15 protein-coding genes are annotated in these 18,203 nt (G+C 37.8%); all 15 read left to right on the top strand.

Features of this window, described 5'->3' with window-relative positions:
* The first annotated feature begins 35 nt into the window (after positions 1-35).
* Positions 36-2,594, top strand: coding sequence for a type I DNA topoisomerase (gene topA, locus N0B48_RS20850; RefSeq protein WP_259841216.1), 2,559 nt, complete (start codon positions 36-38; stop codon positions 2,592-2,594).
* A gap of 159 nt (positions 2,595-2,753) precedes the next feature.
* The gene (locus tag N0B48_RS20845) at positions 2,754-3,821 is read left to right on the top strand and encodes a formimidoylglutamase (protein ID WP_259841213.1); all 1,068 of its coding nucleotides are present in this window, start codon (positions 2,754-2,756) and stop codon (positions 3,819-3,821) included.
* An 11-nt stretch (positions 3,822-3,832) separates the two neighbouring features.
* Positions 3,833-4,609 carry an SGNH/GDSL hydrolase family protein gene (locus tag N0B48_RS20840; protein WP_259841211.1) on the top strand — a complete coding sequence of 259 codons (777 nt, stop codon included), beginning with the start codon at positions 3,833-3,835 and terminating at the stop codon, positions 4,607-4,609.
* Positions 4,606-5,592, top strand: coding sequence for a glycosyltransferase family 2 protein (locus tag N0B48_RS20835; protein WP_259841209.1), 987 nt, complete (start codon positions 4,606-4,608; stop codon positions 5,590-5,592). Before N0B48_RS20840 ends, N0B48_RS20835 begins: the two co-directional genes overlap by 4 nt.
* Positions 5,593-5,707: 115 nt before the next feature.
* Complete coding sequence (locus N0B48_RS20830; RefSeq protein ID WP_259841208.1) at positions 5,708-6,835, top strand: glycosyltransferase family 4 protein; 1,128 nt, start codon at positions 5,708-5,710, stop codon at positions 6,833-6,835.
* Between the two features lie 26 nt (positions 6,836-6,861).
* Positions 6,862-7,716 (top strand): polysaccharide biosynthesis/export family protein, encoded by an 855-nt coding sequence (locus N0B48_RS20825; RefSeq protein WP_259841206.1) that lies wholly within the window; start codon positions 6,862-6,864, stop codon positions 7,714-7,716.
* A 2-nt stretch (positions 7,717-7,718) separates the two neighbouring features.
* Positions 7,719-10,217, top strand: a complete 2,499-nt coding sequence (locus N0B48_RS20820) for an exopolysaccharide transport family protein (RefSeq protein ID WP_259841204.1) — start codon at positions 7,719-7,721, stop codon at positions 10,215-10,217.
* Between the two features lie 213 nt (positions 10,218-10,430).
* Positions 10,431-11,321, top strand: coding sequence for a type IX secretion system protein PorG (gene porG / locus N0B48_RS20815; RefSeq protein ID WP_259841202.1), 891 nt, complete (start codon positions 10,431-10,433; stop codon positions 11,319-11,321).
* A gap of 5 nt (positions 11,322-11,326) precedes the next feature.
* On the top strand, positions 11,327-12,076 hold the full coding sequence (gene uppS, locus N0B48_RS20810; RefSeq protein ID WP_259841200.1) for a polyprenyl diphosphate synthase: 750 nt from the start codon (positions 11,327-11,329) through the stop codon (positions 12,074-12,076).
* Positions 12,077-12,103: 27 nt separating this feature from the next.
* Complete coding sequence (gene bamA, locus N0B48_RS20805) at positions 12,104-14,641, top strand: outer membrane protein assembly factor BamA (RefSeq protein ID WP_259841197.1); 2,538 nt, start codon at positions 12,104-12,106, stop codon at positions 14,639-14,641.
* A gap of 9 nt (positions 14,642-14,650) precedes the next feature.
* Positions 14,651-15,202: an OmpH/Skp family outer membrane protein gene (locus N0B48_RS20800; protein ID WP_259841195.1), complete on the top strand. Its 552-nt coding sequence runs from the start codon at positions 14,651-14,653 to the stop codon at positions 15,200-15,202.
* A 63-nt stretch (positions 15,203-15,265) separates the two neighbouring features.
* Entirely contained in the window at positions 15,266-15,769 is a 504-nt protein-coding gene (locus tag N0B48_RS20795; RefSeq protein ID WP_047452611.1) for an OmpH/Skp family outer membrane protein, read from the top strand.
* Between the two features lie 63 nt (positions 15,770-15,832).
* The gene (locus N0B48_RS20790) at positions 15,833-16,318 is read left to right on the top strand and encodes an acyl-CoA thioesterase (protein WP_259841191.1); all 486 of its coding nucleotides are present in this window, start codon (positions 15,833-15,835) and stop codon (positions 16,316-16,318) included.
* A gap of 57 nt (positions 16,319-16,375) precedes the next feature.
* Positions 16,376-17,263, top strand: a complete 888-nt coding sequence (rfbD, locus tag N0B48_RS20785; RefSeq protein ID WP_371830629.1) for a dTDP-4-dehydrorhamnose reductase — start codon at positions 16,376-16,378, stop codon at positions 17,261-17,263.
* Positions 17,264-17,265: 2 nt separating this feature from the next.
* Positions 17,266-17,949, top strand: coding sequence for a hypothetical protein (locus N0B48_RS20780; RefSeq protein WP_259841189.1), 684 nt, complete (start codon positions 17,266-17,268; stop codon positions 17,947-17,949).
* Positions 17,950-18,203: the final 254 nt, after the last annotated feature.

Here is an 18,203-nt window from a genome sequence, read left to right as displayed (position 1 = left end):
AAAAAGCTTTACTTTTGCAAAAAATTTTTTTTAGAATGTCGAAAAATTTAGTAATCGTAGAGTCCCCGGCAAAAGCAAAAACTATTCAGAAATATTTAGGGAAGGATTTCGATGTGAAATCGAGTTTCGGACACATCCGTGACCTTCCAAAAAAAGGAATGGGAATAGATCTTGCCACCTTCAGCCCTGATTACGAAGTTTCGGCTGATAAAAAGAAACTGGTAGCAGAATTAAAGGCCGCAGTAAAGAAAGCAGAAATGGTATGGCTGGCGTCCGATGAGGACCGCGAAGGGGAAGCTATTGCATGGCACCTTGCAGACGAGCTGAAATTAAAGCCTGAAAACAGAAAAAGAATTGTTTTCCACGAGATTACTAAAAATGCCATTCTGAAAGCCATTGAAAATCCAAGAGATATCGATCAGAATCTTGTGAATGCCCAGCAGGCAAGAAGAGTTCTGGACAGAATCGTAGGTTTTGAAATGTCTCCGGTACTTTGGAAAAAAGTAAAACCGGGTCTGTCTGCAGGAAGAGTACAGTCTGTGGCCGTAAGATTAATCGTAGAAAGAGAAAAAGAAATCCGTGAGTTTGTTCCGAAAGCGAGCTTTAAACTGGACGGGATCTTCTTAAATAAAACCGAGCAGGAAATTTCTGCTAAACTTAAAAAAGACTTCGAGAAAGAAGAAGACGCAGAAAAATTCCTTGAAAAAGCAAAGACTACAGAATTTAAAGTTCTGAATGTTGAAACAAGACCGGGAACCCGTACTGCATCTGCACCATTCACTACTTCCACACTACAGCAGGAAGCTTCTTCAAGATTAGGATACAATGTAACCAACACCATGCGTCTTGCCCAAAGACTGTATGAAGAAGGATACATAACCTATATGAGAACGGACTCCGTGAACCTTTCCCAGGAAGCTATTGAAGGCGCGAAAAAACAAATTACTTCAGAATACGGATCTGAATATTCTTCACCAAGAAATTATACCACAAAATCTGCATCGGCACAGGAAGCTCACGAAGCGATCCGTCCAACTGATTTTGCCGTAAAAAGTATCGGTGATGTTCAACTGAACAGACTATACCAATTAATATACAGAAGAACACTGGCTTCGCAGATGGCTAATGCTAAAATTGAGAAGACCGTGATCGAAATAGGAAATGCATCATTGCCTCAGAATTTTGAAGCGCAAGGTGAAGTGATCATTTTTGATGGTTTCCTTAAAGCTTACGGAATTGTAAAGACAGAAGACGATGATGAAGAAAACAACGAAAAATTACTTCCTAAAGTAAGTGTAGGTGAAATCTTAAGTTATAAAAAAATCACAGCTTCAGAAAAATTCACGAGACCAAGCGCAAGATACACGGAAGCCGGTTTGGTGAAAAAACTGGAAGAATTGGGAATTGGACGTCCGTCTACATATGCACCGACGATCCAGACCATTCAGAACAGAGAATATGTAGACAAGAGAGAAATTGATCCTCAGGCCCGTGAAGTGGTGAGAATGTCTCTTACAAAAGATAAAATCAAAAAAGAAGTCCTTGAAGAAAAATTCGGGGGCGACAAAAATAAATTCATTCCTACAGATATCGGTGAGGTCGTAAATGATTTCCTAACCGATAACTTCAAAGAAATTCTGGACTACGGATTTACAGCAAGAGTAGAAGAAAGTTTTGACGAAATTGCCAACGGAGATCAGAAGTGGAAAGAAATGATGACCAATTTCTACTCAAAATTCCACCCGAGAATTGAAGACGTAGAAGAAAATGCAGACAGAGCCAATGGTGACAGACTTCTTGGGGTAGATCCTAAAACCGGCAAAAATGTTCATGCAAGAATCGGAAGATTTGGAGCAATGATCCAGATCGGTGAAACGGAAGATGAAGAAAAACCAATCTTTGCTTCACTGATGACAGGGCAGAATATTGCAACCATTTCTCTAGCAGAAGCACTGGAGCTTTTCAAGTTGCCGTTTGAACTGGACGCATTTGACGGGCAGCCTGTTTCCGTGGGAGTTGGAAGATTCGGACCTTATGTGAAGTGGGGCGAAACATTCATCAGTATTCCAAAAGGAGAAGATCCACTTTCAATAAGCCAGGCGCGTGCAGAAGAGATCATCAACGAAAAGAAAAAAGCCGATGCACCGATTGCTTCTTACAAAGGAGATCCTGTAACGAAAGGAACCGGAAGATTCGGACCGTTTATCAAATACAAAGATCTGTTCATCAATGTTCCTAAGAAATATAATTTCGACAATCTTTCTCAGGACGACATCAATGAATTGATTGATACCAAACTTGAAAAAGAAGCCAACCGATACATCCAGCAGTGGGAAAAAGAAAAAATTTCCATTGAAAACGGAAGATGGGGACCATTCGTAAAGTTTGGAAAAGCCATGTTCAAGATCCCGAAGAAAAAAGACGATACCAAATATGAAGCTGAAGAGCTGAAGGACGTATCACTTGATGAGGTGAAAAAATGGATCACGGATCAGGATAAAAATGCTTTTGCAGAGAAAAAGAAGCCAGCCGCCAAGAAACCGGCCGCTAAGAAAACAACTGCTGCCAAAAAGCCAGCCGCCAAAAAGAAGTAATAGTAAAAAAAATATACAAAGCCGTTAACAATATATGTTGACGGCTTTTTTTATCAACAAAAAACGCCACAGCATATGTACTTGCTGTGGTTTTTTTGTATGTTTGTTCGGTAAAGCATTTAATAAATTAACATTTTCTCAAGTTTTCAAATTAAAAATATGGATTTTGAAGATTTTATCATTTCACCAAGAAATTTCAAAACAGAAAGCTGGCAGATAGGCAGCAGGATCACGAAAGATATAAAAGAAGACAGTATTGTTCTTCTCTTTGTCTCGGATTACAGAGGAGCGGGCGGCGATGCGGAAGTTCAGGATTTTACAGCCGTAAGGAAGGAGTTTTATAAACTTTCACAGCTGGATTTTGAAATTCCTGTCGTAGATCTTGGAGATCTGGTATCCGGAAAATCAGTTCAGGATTCCCATTATATTCTGCAGGAGGTTTTGTCGGCATGCCATTACAAAAGAGCCCTTCCGGTGATTATCGGCGGATCCAGTGATTTTGCTTTTTCATTGTTTTCCACATTGAATTTTCATAAGAAAAACATCAACTATACCCAGATCAGCAATATTATTTCCCTGCAGCAGGGTGAGCAGATTAATGAACATACTTTTTTAGGGAAAATATTAGGTTCTAAAAATTTCTCCATTAAAAATTACCATCATTTAGGCTATCAGAAGCATTTAAATGAAGCAGATTCCATCAGGCTGATCAAAGAAGTGCAGTTTGACATCGTCCGACTCGCTGAAATGATGAATTCCACTGAAAAAACAGAGCCTTTCTTCAGGAAAACCGACCTGGTAACGCTGAATTGTGATGCGGTTGAAAGTTTTAGTGAACCGTTTTCTATGAATCCTCAGGTCAACGGATTGAACAGAAGAGAGATTTGTGCCTACATGAAAGAAATAGGACTGAGTGAAAATTTAAAGTCTGTCGGGATTTTTAATTACAATATTTATTCGGAAAACCAGCTGAATCACCAGCTGCTGGCCCAGATGATCTGGTATCTGATCGAAGGGATCAATATCCAGCGGTCTCATCCAAGGGAAAGGCATTATGAACAGTTCTATGTTTTGATAGATGATGACCAATACGCTTTCAAACGGGATACTTTCAGCAATTTATGGTATTTTGGAGATGATGACAATATTGAAAACTGCATCCCATGTTCCAAAAAAGATTTCGAAGAGGCAAAAAGAGGAACGCTTAATCCGAGGCTGACCTTTTAAGTATACACAAGATGAAAAAAAATATTGTTTTAAGTATTGTTCTGTTAACCGGAGCCTTCTGTTTCGTTTATTTCTGGAATAAATATGCGTATGCCGGCGAAGAAGATTATTTTTCGTCAAACACAAAACCTGAACAGGGTCTGCAGATCGGTATCATTGGGGACAGCTGGGTCGTAAGGCAGAACCTGGATTCTCTTTTAAGCAGAAAAATTTCTGATCAGGGCGTTCATGCGGAAATCTACTCATCCGGAAATCCGGGTGCGAAGACCAAAAGGATCTATGAAAACCTTTTTAAAGAAGATGACGAAGAATTTTCTTCCAAAAAAGTGATTGAGAAAAAACCGGATTATTGTATCGTCATTGCAGGCGTGAATGATGCGGCAACGCACTTAGGACCGGATTTTTATACCCATCACATGATGATGATCATTAAAACACTGCTGCATTACAACATCAAACCGGTGGTGGTTTCTATGCCGGAATTTGGAGTAGAAGAAGATTTTAAAAATAAAAATGTCCTGAGCGGACTCAGCAACAAAGGTGCTGAACTGGTCTTAAACGGCGGTACAGCATTTAAAATACAGGATTACAGAAATGCGCTCCTGAAAGATTTAAAACATAATGGTCTGGATCAGAAAGTAGTCATTTTAAATTTTGATGAAGTCACCAAAGATTATGAGAAAGACCGGAACTTGTTTGGAGATCCTCTGCATTTGAATAAGCTGGGATACCAAAAGTTCAGTGAGTTTTTAGCAAAAGGAATTGTTAATTTAACAGGCAAAAGATGAGGGTTTCAATTATAGTTCCCGTATATAATGTCGAAAATTATCTGGCCAAATGCCTGGATTCTCTGGTTAACCAAAGTCTTCAGGATATTGAGATTCTCGTTGTTGATGACGGGAGTAAAGACCGTTCCGGATTGATCATTGAAGAATACGCCCGCAATTTCCCGAATAAAATAAAGGCTTTCAGCAAAGAAAACGGAGGCCTAAGCGATGCCCGGAATTTCGGTCTGGACAGAGCTTCGGGAGAATATATTGGTTTTGTGGACAGTGATGATTATGTAACAGAGACCATGTTTGAAGAAATGGTACAGCTGGCAGAAAAACATGAAGCCAAAATGGTGATCTGCAATATTCAGAAAGTGGATCAGAATGGAAAAGTCACCCAGAAACTGACACAGATTCCCAATATGTCTGAAAAGATAGAGCTGAAAGATCATTTTTCCGTTTTTTCAGATCTCAGTTATTTTGCGTGCAATAAACTGTTTAAAAAAGAGCTTTTTGATCATAAAAGATTTAAAAAGGGAGTTCATTTTGAAGATATTCAGCTGATCCCGCAGTTGCTTCTCGAGTGTAAAGTGGTGGCTCAGACCCAGAATTTTCATTATCAGTATCTGGAGCGTACGGATTCCATTACAAAAACCCACACAGAAAAAGGGTTAGATATCCTGAAAGCCGTGAAAGATGTGGAAGATGCCTTCGAAAAATCCGAATATTCCCATAAAAGAGAGGAACTGAAAAATTTTCAGATATTTGAAGGGGTATATTCTTTTCTGGCTTATGTGGCTTTTGTAAAAAATGAGGAAACTTTTAATAAAATGGCTGATGAACTGGCTGTTTTTAAGCGTGAAAGGAAAATAAATATTCAAGATATATTGAACTATAGTCGTTTTGGTAAGAATTATCTTTTATCTTTGCCAGTGAAAAAAAAGATTTTTTATCTGTTGTTTTTTGCCGGACAAAAGAAGCTGATAAGAAAAATGTTATAACACAAATGATAAGTACAATTATTTCAGTCATCACTAAAACTTTGACAGAAAGCCTTTTATGAGGAATTTGGATAAGTTTTATCAAAGACGTTGATGATGTGCTTGATAAAAAAAAATGAAGAATTTTGAATTGTTCTTAAGCGAATCAGGAATTTCTATTTTTTATGTGAAAATAGGATTAGGTTTTCTGTTTGCTTTTTTAATTACCTTTTTCTCCATACCCACCATCATTAAAATATCCAGAAGAAAGAATCTTATGGATGAACCCGGGGTAAGGAGTTCCCACCTCAGAAAAATCCCCAACCTTGGCGGGATTGCCATCTTTTACTCGATCGGAATCAGTGCATCAATTTTTGCATATGAACTCTTTGATCTCTACAAATTTTTATTCGCCTCATTAATTATCCTGTTGTACGTCGGGGTAATGGATGATATCGTCGTGATGCGGGCCTATAAGAAACTTGTGGCACAAATCGTTGTTTCATCACTGGTTGTGATAGGATCAGACATAAGAATCCGAAGTTTATTCGGGATTTTCGGGATATATGAGATGAATTATATCGTGAGTGTGGTGTTTAGCATTATTACTTTTATAGTTCTGATCAATGCATTCAACCTGATCGATGGGATCGACGGGCTTGCCGGAGGATATTCCGTGATCTGCAGCGCAATGTTCGGAATAAGCTATTACCGATTAGGGGAATATAACTATCCGCTGGTGGTTTTATCCGCAATCATCATAGGCACCGTGCTGGCATTTCTCTACTATAATTTATCGAATTACAGGACCAATAAAATCTTTATGGGAGATACCGGATCAATGCTTCTGGGATTCCTGCTGGCATTTACGTCCATCTGTTTCATCGATATTTTCATTGATAAAGAACTTCCTAATGTTCCCAGGTATCACCTTCAGTCGGCCCCTGCGGTAGCGGTAGCTATTCTTATTCTGCCGATCGTGGATACTTTAAATGTGATTATTGTAAGGCTTTGCAATAAAAAATCGCCTTTTGATGCTGACAAAAACCATATCCACCACAAATTACTGAAACTGGATCTTACCCACAGACGTTCCACATTTTATATCATTGTGTATTATCTTATGATCGTTACCGTGGCTTATTACTTAAGGCACCTTAATATAAATCTTTTGCTTCTGATAATCGTTTTATTAGGTTTTTTTGGAGCTTATTTACCAGATTTGATTTATCATTTACGAAATAATAAGAAAATATCAATTTAATTTTTACTTTTGCAAAACATTCAAATATGATGAAGAACTTAAAGTATTTATTTTTACTACTGCCCTTTTTTATGACATCCTGCATCACCAAAAAAGATGTAAGGTATATGCAGCCGAGCGAAAGCCTGGTTATCAATGAAGAAGGACTTATTCCCTACAATATTCCCGTTTACCGAATTACAAAAAACGACATCCTTAATCTCAACATTGTGACGACTCCCAAGGGAGATGCTGCTCAGTTTTATTCATCTTTGAATACATCCGGAGGAGTAGGAGGGGGTGCGAATCCTGCGGCATTTGCAGGAGCAGTGGGAGGCTCTGCCAACGGTGGAAATATGAACTTCTATTTTAATGGGCTGAAGGTAGATTCCAAAGGAGATATCAATGTTTTCGGAGTAGGATACGTGAAAGCAGAAGGGAGAACAGTGGAAGATATTACCCAGGAGCTTCAGGAAAAAGTAAATGAAAACTTTCAGGAAGGAAAAGCGGAAGTAAGACTGAATACAAACGGAATCACCTATTATATTCTGGGAGATGTGGAAACCACAGGTCTTTCAGGTGAAAAAGTAGTTCATAAAAATACGCTGACGATTACCGAAGCATTAGCTATTAACGGAGGTTTGAACAGAACTATTGACCGTAGAAATATCGTTATCCACAGAAAACTTCCGGAAGGAATCAAAAAGGCAAGAATAGATCTTACCCGTGAAGATATCATGAATTCTCCTTTCTACTACGTGCAGAATGGGGATGAAATCTATCTGAATACCAGAGGAAAAAGCTTGAACGGATTTGGAAAAGATCCGGTACAGACTCTAACCACCGGGGTATCGGTGATTACGACAGCATTATCTATTTACCTGCTTCTTAAAAATCTTTAACCATGATTCCAGAAAGAGACAACAAAGTAGGGAAAAGCGAACCCCAGAAGGAAAAGTACGGATCGTTTGCATTATTTGACATAGAACATTTCCTGAGAAGAATACTCAAAAACTGGTATTGGTTTGTGTTTATGCTGTGTATCGGATATGTTATTTCGTGGATATACAGTAAATATTATGCACAGAACATTTATGCTTCAAACCTTTCTTTAAGCGTATCCAACAATACTTCCAGCTATTTTACCCCCACCCAGTCTATCAACTTTATCTGGGGACAGAACGGAAATCAGGACGGAGTTTATCTGAAAAAAATGCTTTTATCCAGATCTCATAACGAGTTTTTGGTGAAAGAGCTGGATCTTTTCGTGAACTACTCTACGAAAGGAGTGATCAAATCTACCTATATTGATAAGACAGATTCACCAATCTTTATGCAGGTAGATAAAAAACATCTGCAGCAGATCAATTATCCTGTGACCCTTATTCCCAAAGGGAAAGACATGTATGAAGTAGTTCTTCCTGAAGAAGGTCAATCTACCAATCTATATAGTTATGAATCAGAAGGTTTCCAGTCTATTAACGAATATGCCAAACCTGCCAATAAGATCATCAGGGTCAATGAATGGTACAATTCCCCGAATCTGAGATTCAGACTGGTTAAAAATACGGAGACCCCTAAAATAAAAGTGAATAATATTATTGTAACACTTAATTCTGTAAACCAGAGTGTTAATGATATTGTTTCTACCATAGCAGTAGAATTTGATAAGGAGATCGGGACGATCATGATTATTAATAAGAAAGGATTTAATCTTAACAGTACTGTCAATTTCTTAAACAAATCAGTAACAGAGCTTCAGAAAAAGAGGCTGGCCGACAAAAATATCGTCAATAAGAATACCGATGTCTATCTGCAGGCCAATATAGATAATATCCGTAAAAAGCTGGATTCAAGTGCGGCGGTCCTGAATTATTTAAAAACTTCGGAAAAGCTGTACAATATTAAAGACAGAGACGAAAAGTCTTTGGACAAAATAAAAGAGCTTGAAGGAAAAAAAGCGGACATTATCAGCAAAATCAGTTCTCTGAATAATATCAAAACAACGTTGCAGACGCAGGACTTCGATAAGATGATCAGCACCAATGCTGCAGGTTTTGAGGATGGATTCTTTTCAGCTACAGTTACCGAACTTAAGGCGCTGTACACGAAGAAAAGAGAGATGGCTACTATTTATAAGGCTAATTCAGAGCCGATGAAAGAAATAAATAGGCTGATAGATGAAGCAAGATCGGGCTCATCCGGTACTTTGAGAAATTATTATACGAGGTATTATGATGAGATCAATAAGATAGACCGACAGGTAGCAGATGCGAATTCCGATCTGAACTCATATCCGGAAAAAGAAAGAAGATATCTGGATGCAGAGAGAGGATACAATATGATAGAAGCCACCTACAATAGTCTTTTATCCAGACAGAATGAAGCGCAGATGAAAGTAGCGACCAATCAGTCTGATATTACAGTAATTGACCCTGCCAAGAATCTGGGCCAGGGCGCGATAGGACCGAACGTGAAAGCAATCAAGTTTGGAATCATTTCCGGGCTGTTACTGTTGCCGCTATTATTCATCCTGATCGGAGAAGTTCTGGATAATAAGATGAGAAATATCAAAGAATTGCTGAGTGCAACGAAGATCCCGCTTCTGGGTGTGATTGGAAACAACAGCAACGAGAATATGCTTACTGTTCTTGAACAGCCTAAATCTTCAGTATCAGAAGCCTTCAGAGGAATACGTGCCAGCATAAGATTCCTGATGGAGAACGGTAAGGAAGAAGGAAAAGGGAAAACGATTTTGATAACCTCCTCCATTGGTGGGGAAGGAAAAACCTATATTTCCATCAACCTGGCTTCAGTAATCGGGCTAAGTGATAAAAAAACAATCCTTCTGGGGATGGACCTTAGAAAGCCAAAGATCTTCGGCGATTTTAAAATTGATAATAAATATGGTATCTCGAATTATCTTACAGGAGAAGTAGATATTGAGCAGATCATCAACAAGACCAAGATCCCGAATCTGGATGTTGCCACTTCAGGACCGATCCCTCCAAACCCTTCAGAACTTTTGATGAGTGAAAGAAACATCAAATTTATAGAAGAGCTGAAAGAGAAATATGATTTCATCATCATCGATTCGCCACCGGTAGGTCTGGTAGCGGACTCTTATGAACTGATGAAGTATTCTGATGCCAATATTTATGTGGTACGTCATGAATATACAGAAAAATATATGCTGAAAATGATCACGGAGAAATACCACCAGGGAGAGATTGATCATCTGGGATTAATATATAATGATTACAATACGAAGCAGGGATATGGATATGGCTACGGATATGGCTACGGATATGGGTATGGCTATTTTGATGAAGACAAAAATTATAAAGAACCGTTACTGATTAAAATACGAAATAAGGTACAAACAATATTTAATAAAAAATAGCGTTTTAAACCCTCAGCAAATGGGGGTTTTTTTATACTTTCAGTATTTGGAATCTAAGGAAAAAAGAATATTTTTGGCACTTTGCCGTTTACTTTATAACAAATTATGTTTTTTTGTTTATTTTTAACTATACATTAAGAATATCATTAATATAAAAATGTTTTATATTTGCAAAAATTAAATTTTAAAATAACCATAAATCCATATTCTTTTATGAATAAAAAATTATTGTTTAGCTTTCTTGCCTTCCTTGGAATGGTAAGTGTTAAAGCACAAAGAAACGAATTGGGAGTTCGTCTAGGGATGAGTAACCTGGTAGGGGACGTCGGAAGGACCAATTATATTTTACAAAAGCCGTTGGATTTAGACAGGATGTCAGAATGGGGATTCCCGTTTTATGGAGGTTTATTATATAGATTTAATTTTAACCCGCACCAGACCGTGAGATTGGACTTGGGTTACAATCAGGTTCAGTTCAGCGATAAAGCTGCGAAAGAAGAATACAGAGTGAATAGAAACTCTTATGGAAAAAACAATGTATACGAAGCGAGTTTAATGTTCGAATACAATCTTTTCCCTGTCAATAATGAGCAGGTAAGCATGGTAAGTCCATACATCTTTGGAGGTATCGGTGCTTTGATGTTTGATGCTCCGAAGGCTGATCTTGTGAATGATTTCAGAAGAGATGCAGACGGAGTGGCACAGGCTCCTCTTAATGAACTGGATTTTAAAAGTACTCCGGTATATACAATAGGAAAAAAAGTAACGATGCATATCCCTTTTGGGGTAGGTTTAAAATATAAGTTCAACCATAATTGGGCTATATTTGCAGAAGCTACGTTCAGATATACATTGACGGATCAGCTTGATCATAGCAGATTAATGTCAAAAGATGTAACATCCAGCTTTAATGCGGATATTCTGGATCCTGCTACCGGTGCTTCACTGCTGCAGTCCGGAAACTATTATGCAGTCTCTAAAGAAAGAGAGAAAGAACTTCTTAACAAAAGAAATATTGGTGATGAAAGGTCTAAGGACTGGATGAATACTTTTAGTTTAGGACTTACCTATTCATTCGGAAGACCTCCATGCTATTGTGATTAATTAATATGTCGTTGATTAAAGATAAAATAAATTCTGAGAATTTACCGAAACACGTCGCCATCATTATGGATGGCAATGGAAGATGGGCAAAAACTCGTGGCGAAGAAAGAACCTTCGGTCACAAGAATGCCATTAATGCAGTAAGAAATGCCATTAATGCCTGTAATGAGATTGATATACCTTATTTAACACTGTATACATTTTCTTCTGAAAACTGGAGCCGTCCGGCAGATGAAGTAAGTACACTGATGAATTTGTTGGTGGAAACCTTATTGTTGGAAGCTGAAGAAATCTTTAGCAAGGGCCTCAGAATGCATGTTATAGGGAATCTCGAAAAGCTCCCTCTCCTGGTGAGAGAACAGCTGGAACGTGTAGTAGAGCTTACAAAAGAAAACACAAAAGGGAACTTAGTGCTGGCAATAAGCTACGGCTCACAGAACGAAATACTGGATGCTGTAAAAAACATCAGTTCTGACGTGAAAGAAGGAAAAGTTGATGTGGAGAATATTGATGAAAAATTATTCGAAAGTTACCTTTATACAAAAGACTTTCCTCCTGTAGACCTGCTGATAAGAACCAGCGGAGAAATAAGAGTAAGTAACTTCCTCCTCTGGCAGATTGCTTATGCGGAACTACAGTTTTTAAATGTCCTATGGCCCGATTTCACAAAAGATATTTTCTTCCAATGTATTGTTGATTATCAAAACAAAGAAAGAAGATACGGATTAACCGGCGATCAGATAAAAGCCCAATAAATTTAAAGAAAAGAAAGACTCGATAAAATGAAGTTTAGACTATTACCCATCATAATGTTTGCTGCTTCTGCGCATTTTTATGGACAAGTGACTCCCCAGGACAGCACTAAAGTAAATAATGCTGTACATGCAGAAAATGGCACAGGCACTTACACGCTTAAAGACATTGTTGTAGATGGGGTAAAAAAATATACGCCGGCTCAGATCTTAAGATTTACAGGCTTAACAAAAGGCGAAGTTGTAGATATTCCTGGACAAAAAATCAGCAACGCTGTTAAAAAGCTTTGGGATACCCAGTCTTTTTCAGAAGTTGAAGTGTATGTTCAGAGTATTGAAGGGCAAACCATAGTGTTAAAATTCTACCTGCAAGACCTTAAAGAACTTGGTGAAGTAAAATTCGCAGGGAAAGGGATCGGTAAATCTAAAAACGAAAAACTGATAAAAGACAATAATCTGAAGCCTGGAACAAAGATCACTCAAAACCTGATCTCCGGCCTTAAGACTAAAGTCCCGAAGGATTACGTGAAAAAGGGTTTTGCTGACGCTAGAATTACGATTCAGGATAAAGTAAACGCGAATGATCCGTCTATGGTAGACTGGACCATCAATGTAGAGAAAGGGAAAAGAATAAAAATTGACCATATCGAATTTGAAGGAAATCAAAGCGTTACCGATTCCAAGCTTAGAAATAAAGCTTTCAAAGAAACCAAGCAGAGAAGATTTAGTATCGGTGGAATTCTGAAATCTTCAAAATTTATTGAAGAAAAATACCAGGAAGATAAGCAGGGCCTTGTAAGCTATTATAACTCTTTGGGATACAGAGATGCTACCATCGTTTCAGATTCTGTGTGGAGAAATAAAAGAAACAATTACGAGATCAATGTAAAGCTTAAAGAAGGTAAAAAGTATTATATCGGAGATATTACATTCACTGGAAATACCGTTTACGCTACTGAGCATTTACAAAGACTTTTAGGATATAAAAAAGGAGATATCTACGATGCCGTAGGTTTCAATAAAAAAGTAGGAGAAGACGGAGGTAAAGAAGATGACTCAGATATCAAATCTGTGTACATGAATAACGGTTACCTTTTCTCCAGCGTTACACCGGTAGAAAAATCGGTATCAGGAGATGCGGTAAACCTTGAGATCAGAATTACTGAAGGAGAGCAGGCAACCTGGAATAAAGTAACATGGCAGGGGAATACAACAACCCATGACCATGTGATACTTAGAGCTCTTAGAACAAAACCGGGAGAGCTTTTCAAAAAGACAGAGATTAAGAGAACTTACTTTGATCTGGCGGGAATGACATTCTTTGATCCACAGCAGGTAGGTCAGGATATCCAGCCGAACCAGACAGATAATACAGTAGATATCAACTGGAAATTAGTTGAAAAAGGTTCTTCTCAGGTTCAGTTACAGGCAGGTTACGGAGGTAACAGCTTTATCGGAACTTTAGGACTTACGTTCAACAACTTCTCTCTGAAAAACTTCCTTAAGTTTAAAGACTTCAGACCGGTACCTCAGGGAGACGGGCAGACCTTGTCTATTCAGGCACAGGCTGGACAATATTTCCAAAACTACGGGATTTCATTTACTGAACCATGGTTATTTGGAACTAAACCAACTGCTCTTTCTGTAAGTTTAAATACTTCCAGAGTAAAATATAACGACAGCAGTGGAAATGATCAGAAACTTAATATTTTCTCCGCATCAGTAGGTCTGAACAGACTGTTAAACTGGCCGGATGATTATTTCTCACTGTACACAGGGATTCAGTTTCAGAATTATAAATTCAGCAACTATCCTTTCCAGTTTGGAGATACCACGGAATACTATGGTGATGCAAATAACTTAAGTCTTAACTTAGGTTTAAGCAGAAACTCTGCAGGTCTTGACCCTATTTTCCCGACAATGGGTTCAAATATTGAGCTTTCCGCGAAAATGACTGCACCTTACTCATTGTTCAGCAATAAAGATTATTCTACAATGTCACCGGTGGATAAGTACAAGTGGATGGAATTCTATAAAATCAAGTTCAAAGCCGATATCTATAATGAGATAGCTGGAAAACTTGTATTAAGATCTTCTGCTGAAATGGGATTCATGGACGGATATAACAAAAAACTTGGGGCTCCGCCATTCGAAAGATTCTATGTAGGGGGTACCGGTTTGTTTGGTGGTCGATATGACGGTCGTGAATTGATCCCTTTAAGAGGATATGAAAATGCTTCCACTTATGGAGGTGAAGCAGATGATATTACACAAAGAGGAGGAGGAACAATCTATAACAGATTTACGTTAGAATTAAGATACCCGATCTCTATGAACCAAACTGCTAAGATCTATGCACTTACCTTCGCTGAAGGTGGTAACGTGTGGAATAGCTGGAGCGGATACAATCCATTCCAATTGAAAAGATCAGTAGGGGTTGGGGTAAGAGTATACATGGGTGCTTTTGGTTTGATCGGATTTGACTTTGCTTATGGATTCGATAAGACCGTTTCCGGAACAGAACCATCTGGATGGAAGACTCACTTCCTGATGAACCAATCATTATAATTCATAGATATGAAGAACTTTAAAATCATTTTCACATTTGTGTTGTTCCTTCTTTTCGGGTTTTCAAACGCCCAGAAAGTAGGAGTGGTAGACACAGGCTATATCTTGGATAAGCTGCCTCAATACAAAGAAGCTGAAGCAAGATTAAATTCCCAAATCGATACCTGGCAGTCAGAACTTCAAAATCTGCAGTCCGAGTACGAAAGAAAAAAATCGGCATTTGAAAGTGAGAAAGTATTGTTGATAGGAGACCAGCTCAAACTTAGAGAAAAAGAAGTAATGGATCTTGAAAAGAATATCAAAACGACAACAAGTTTACGTTTTGGAGTCAACGGAGAGATTACAAAACTGAGAACAAACCTTGTAGTGCCGTTCCAGGATGAGATCTGGAATGCTATCAAAACGATGGCTGAGAAAAACGGATTGGGCACGGTTCTTGATAAAACCGATAACAATGTGCTTTTCCTTTTACCAAGATATGATTATACAGAAAAAGTATTGACTATCTTATTAAAAGGATCTACATCTGATAAAAAAGAAAAATCTAAAAGCAAAAAGTAAATCAATTAACTTTTGCTTAAATTTACAATCTAAAAACAAATTAAATTATTTATTTTACCAATTATGAAAAAATTAAGTGTATTATTTGCCGCGGTAATAATGGTTGTGTCGGTAAGTATGGCAAAAGCTCAGAAATTTGCTACTGTAGATGTAATGGGAGTGCTTAATGCAATGCCGGAAAAAAAGAAAGCTGATGCTGATATAAAAACTTTCTTAGATACAAAACAATCTGAGATCAAGAAAAAAGCAGATGCAGGTCAGGCTAAATTAAAGCAGTATACGGACGAAGCTCCTAAGAAAACAGCTGACGAGAACAAAGCTAGAGAAGCAGAATTACAGAAGCTTCAGGAAGAAATCGGACAAATGCAGGAAAAAGCTGGAAAAGACTTAGAGGCTAAGAAAGATGTTGTTTTCGGACCAATTGAGAAAAAATTGAATGATGCTATCGAGAAAGTAGCTAAAGCTAACGGATACGAATTCATCATGGATGCAAACTCTCCGGCTTTTGTTTACAGATCTGGAGCTGATGCTACAGCAGCTGTTAAGAAAGAATTAGGGATCAACTAAGAAATTAACAAAGTTTTATAAATTAACCGCCTCTTTTAGAGGTGGTTTTTTTATTTTTGCGCTATGGAAAAAGAAGTATCAACAACCGTAAAAGTTAGGTTCAGCGATTGTGATCCGATAGGACATTTAAATAATGTAAAATATCTGGATTATATGTTCAATGCCAGAGAAGATCACGTAGAAACATTTTATGGATTCACCTATGAAGAATACACCAAAAAAACAGGATGTACATGGATCGCCATTCAAAATGAGATCGCTTACCTGAAAGAAGTAAGATACAATACCCAGGTTGTGATCAGCAGCAAGACCATCGAAATACAGGACAGAACGGCTAAGGTGGAAATTTTAATGAAAAGCCTGGATGAAAAAACAGTTCATGCCGTGCTATGGGTTACCGTGATCTATTTCAATATCAAAACAAGAAGATCAGAAATCCACCCGGAAGATATAAAAGAAACGTTCCATAAGTTCTATGTAGATCTTGAACAGAAAGATTTCCAGCCTAGAGTGAAGTTTTTAAGATCTCAGAACGCAAAAAACGCTTGATAAAGGAAAATAAACGCGTATTATAAAACTGAATATTTTCTTTTAACACTACATTTGATAAGTAAAATAATAAAATTACAGATGAAAAAAATAGCCGTATTAGGAAGCAATGGACAGTTGGGGAACTGTATCAGAAAAATTGCCCCTGATTATGAAAATTCATATGAGTTCATATTTACAGATTCACAGACCTTAGATATTACAGACGAAGATCAGGTCAGTAGTTTTTTTTATGACAACAAACCGGACTACTGTATCAATGCTTCTGCATATACAGCGGTTGATCTTGCGGAGAAGGAAAGTGATAAAGCTTTTGCGGTCAATGCTGACGGAGTGGGATATCTCGCTCAGGCTTGTGTAGATTATAAAAGTATCCTGATTCACATTTCCACCGACTACGTCTTTGATGGAGATACCAATCTTCCGTACTCAGAAGATGACTTTACCAGTCCGACAGGAATATATGGAGAGTCAAAAAGAAAAGGTGAAGAACTGGCTTTGGAGATCAACCCAAAAACCATTGTTTTGAGAACCTCCTGGCTCTACTCAGAATTCAATAAGAATTTTGTTAAAACAATGCTGAACCTCTTTTCTCAGAAAGACGAACTTGGAATTGTTGCCGATCAGTTCGGTCAGCCTACCAATGCCAATGATCTTGCAGAAGCGATAATGGATATCATCAAGACTCCAAATAAGACCTTTGGTGTTTTTCATTTTTCAAATTATCCTGAAACAAGCTGGTTTGAGTTTGCAAAAAAGATTGCAGAATTTTCAAACGCTTCAGTACAGTTAAACCCTCTGACAACAGAACAGTATCCTACTCCTGCAAAAAGACCGGCCAGAAGCACCATGTCTTTGGATAAAATAGAAGAAATTTACAGAATCGAACCAAAACATTGGGAAAATAGTCTTGAAGAATCTGTCAGAATACTAACACAACAATAATTATGATAAAGAATCTCGCCGTTGCCTTTTCCATATTCTGTGCCCATTGGTGTACAGCCCAGAATGTATACCTTTCAAAAGTGGCAAAAACAAACGACAACACAGACAAGTTCCTGTATCAAAAAACAGAATCTACAGTCGATGCCGAATATTTGGGAGAAATCGAAGTTCAGGGATTCTCAAATGATGACGCTGCTATTTTTTCATTAATATATAAGAAGGCAAAAGAAGTTGGAGCCAATACATTTTCATTTAAACCTTTTGAAAATATAGATGGAACCCTGCAGTCCCTCAATCCGGCAAACTATAAAATTGCTTTATACTATACTCCCAAAGAAAATTTGGTTGTACAGAAGGGGATGCTGTATGTTTTTGCTTCCTCAGACAAAGATCAGAAGATTAATATCAATAAGAAGGACTATATACTGACACCAAGATCTTATCTTACCCTGGATATCGTTCCCGGGGAAATCTATACCATTTCAACCAAGAAACTTTTGGGCTCTACAATTAAGGTTCAGCCAAAGACAGCCGATGAAAACTTATATTTCCAGGCTTCTTCATTAAAAGTAAAATCCGATACGTCCGGAAACGGCGGTTTAAATCTAAAATCCGGTGATATCATAGGCTTGGAAAAGTCTTATGCCGAGTTTTTGAGCCTGATTTATGAACGTTCAAAAAGGTAGAATCACTATTATAGAAAAGGGAAGTATAAAAATTAAACATTAGTTTAAAATTTTTCTCTCTGCATACCAGTGTTTTATGATTTAATGGGGCTTGTTCGTGAATTTTAAGTTAAATAAACTTGTTTTGCGTCTTAATAAGTTGTTATCTTTGCCCCACTGAAAAACGAGAGTATTTCGGTAGCACAGAAGAGCTTTTAGATAAGCATAATAATTTAAACGAGCTTAAGGGATGTAGACGAGAAAGCTTCTTAAAA

Origin of the sequence: Chryseobacterium herbae (assembly GCF_025154075.1) — a bacterium.
In the GTDB taxonomy this organism is placed as follows: domain Bacteria; phylum Bacteroidota; class Bacteroidia; order Flavobacteriales; family Weeksellaceae; genus Chryseobacterium; species Chryseobacterium herbae.
The sequence above is the reverse complement of the archived record's forward strand: the minus strand, read 5'-3'. Positions and strand labels throughout refer to the sequence as shown.

Bases quoted from the DNA above. Each gene is read 5' to 3' on its own strand.
- topA (WP_259841216.1), top strand. From the start codon at position 36: ATGTCGAAAAATTTAGTAATCGTAGAGTCCCCGGCAAAAGCAAAAACT.
- bamA (WP_259841197.1), top strand. From the start codon at position 12,104: ATGAAGTTTAGACTATTACCCATCATAATGTTTGCTGCTTCTGCGCAT.
- N0B48_RS20830 (WP_259841208.1), top strand. From the start codon at position 5,708: ATGAAGAATTTTGAATTGTTCTTAAGCGAATCAGGAATTTCTATTTTT.
- N0B48_RS20845 (WP_259841213.1), top strand. From the start codon at position 2,754: ATGGATTTTGAAGATTTTATCATTTCACCAAGAAATTTCAAAACAGAA.
- N0B48_RS20795 (WP_047452611.1), top strand. From the start codon at position 15,266: ATGAAAAAATTAAGTGTATTATTTGCCGCGGTAATAATGGTTGTGTCG.
- N0B48_RS20825 (WP_259841206.1), top strand. From the start codon at position 6,862: ATGATGAAGAACTTAAAGTATTTATTTTTACTACTGCCCTTTTTTATG.
- N0B48_RS20780 (WP_259841189.1), top strand. From the start codon at position 17,266: ATGATAAAGAATCTCGCCGTTGCCTTTTCCATATTCTGTGCCCATTGG.
- porG (WP_259841202.1), top strand. From the start codon at position 10,431: ATGAATAAAAAATTATTGTTTAGCTTTCTTGCCTTCCTTGGAATGGTA.
- N0B48_RS20840 (WP_259841211.1), top strand. From the start codon at position 3,833: ATGAAAAAAAATATTGTTTTAAGTATTGTTCTGTTAACCGGAGCCTTC.
- N0B48_RS20820 (WP_259841204.1), top strand. From the start codon at position 7,719: ATGATTCCAGAAAGAGACAACAAAGTAGGGAAAAGCGAACCCCAGAAG.
- N0B48_RS20790 (WP_259841191.1), top strand. From the start codon at position 15,833: ATGGAAAAAGAAGTATCAACAACCGTAAAAGTTAGGTTCAGCGATTGT.
- N0B48_RS20835 (WP_259841209.1), top strand. From the start codon at position 4,606: ATGAGGGTTTCAATTATAGTTCCCGTATATAATGTCGAAAATTATCTG.
- N0B48_RS20800 (WP_259841195.1), top strand. From the start codon at position 14,651: ATGAAGAACTTTAAAATCATTTTCACATTTGTGTTGTTCCTTCTTTTC.
- uppS (WP_259841200.1), top strand. From the start codon at position 11,327: ATGTCGTTGATTAAAGATAAAATAAATTCTGAGAATTTACCGAAACAC.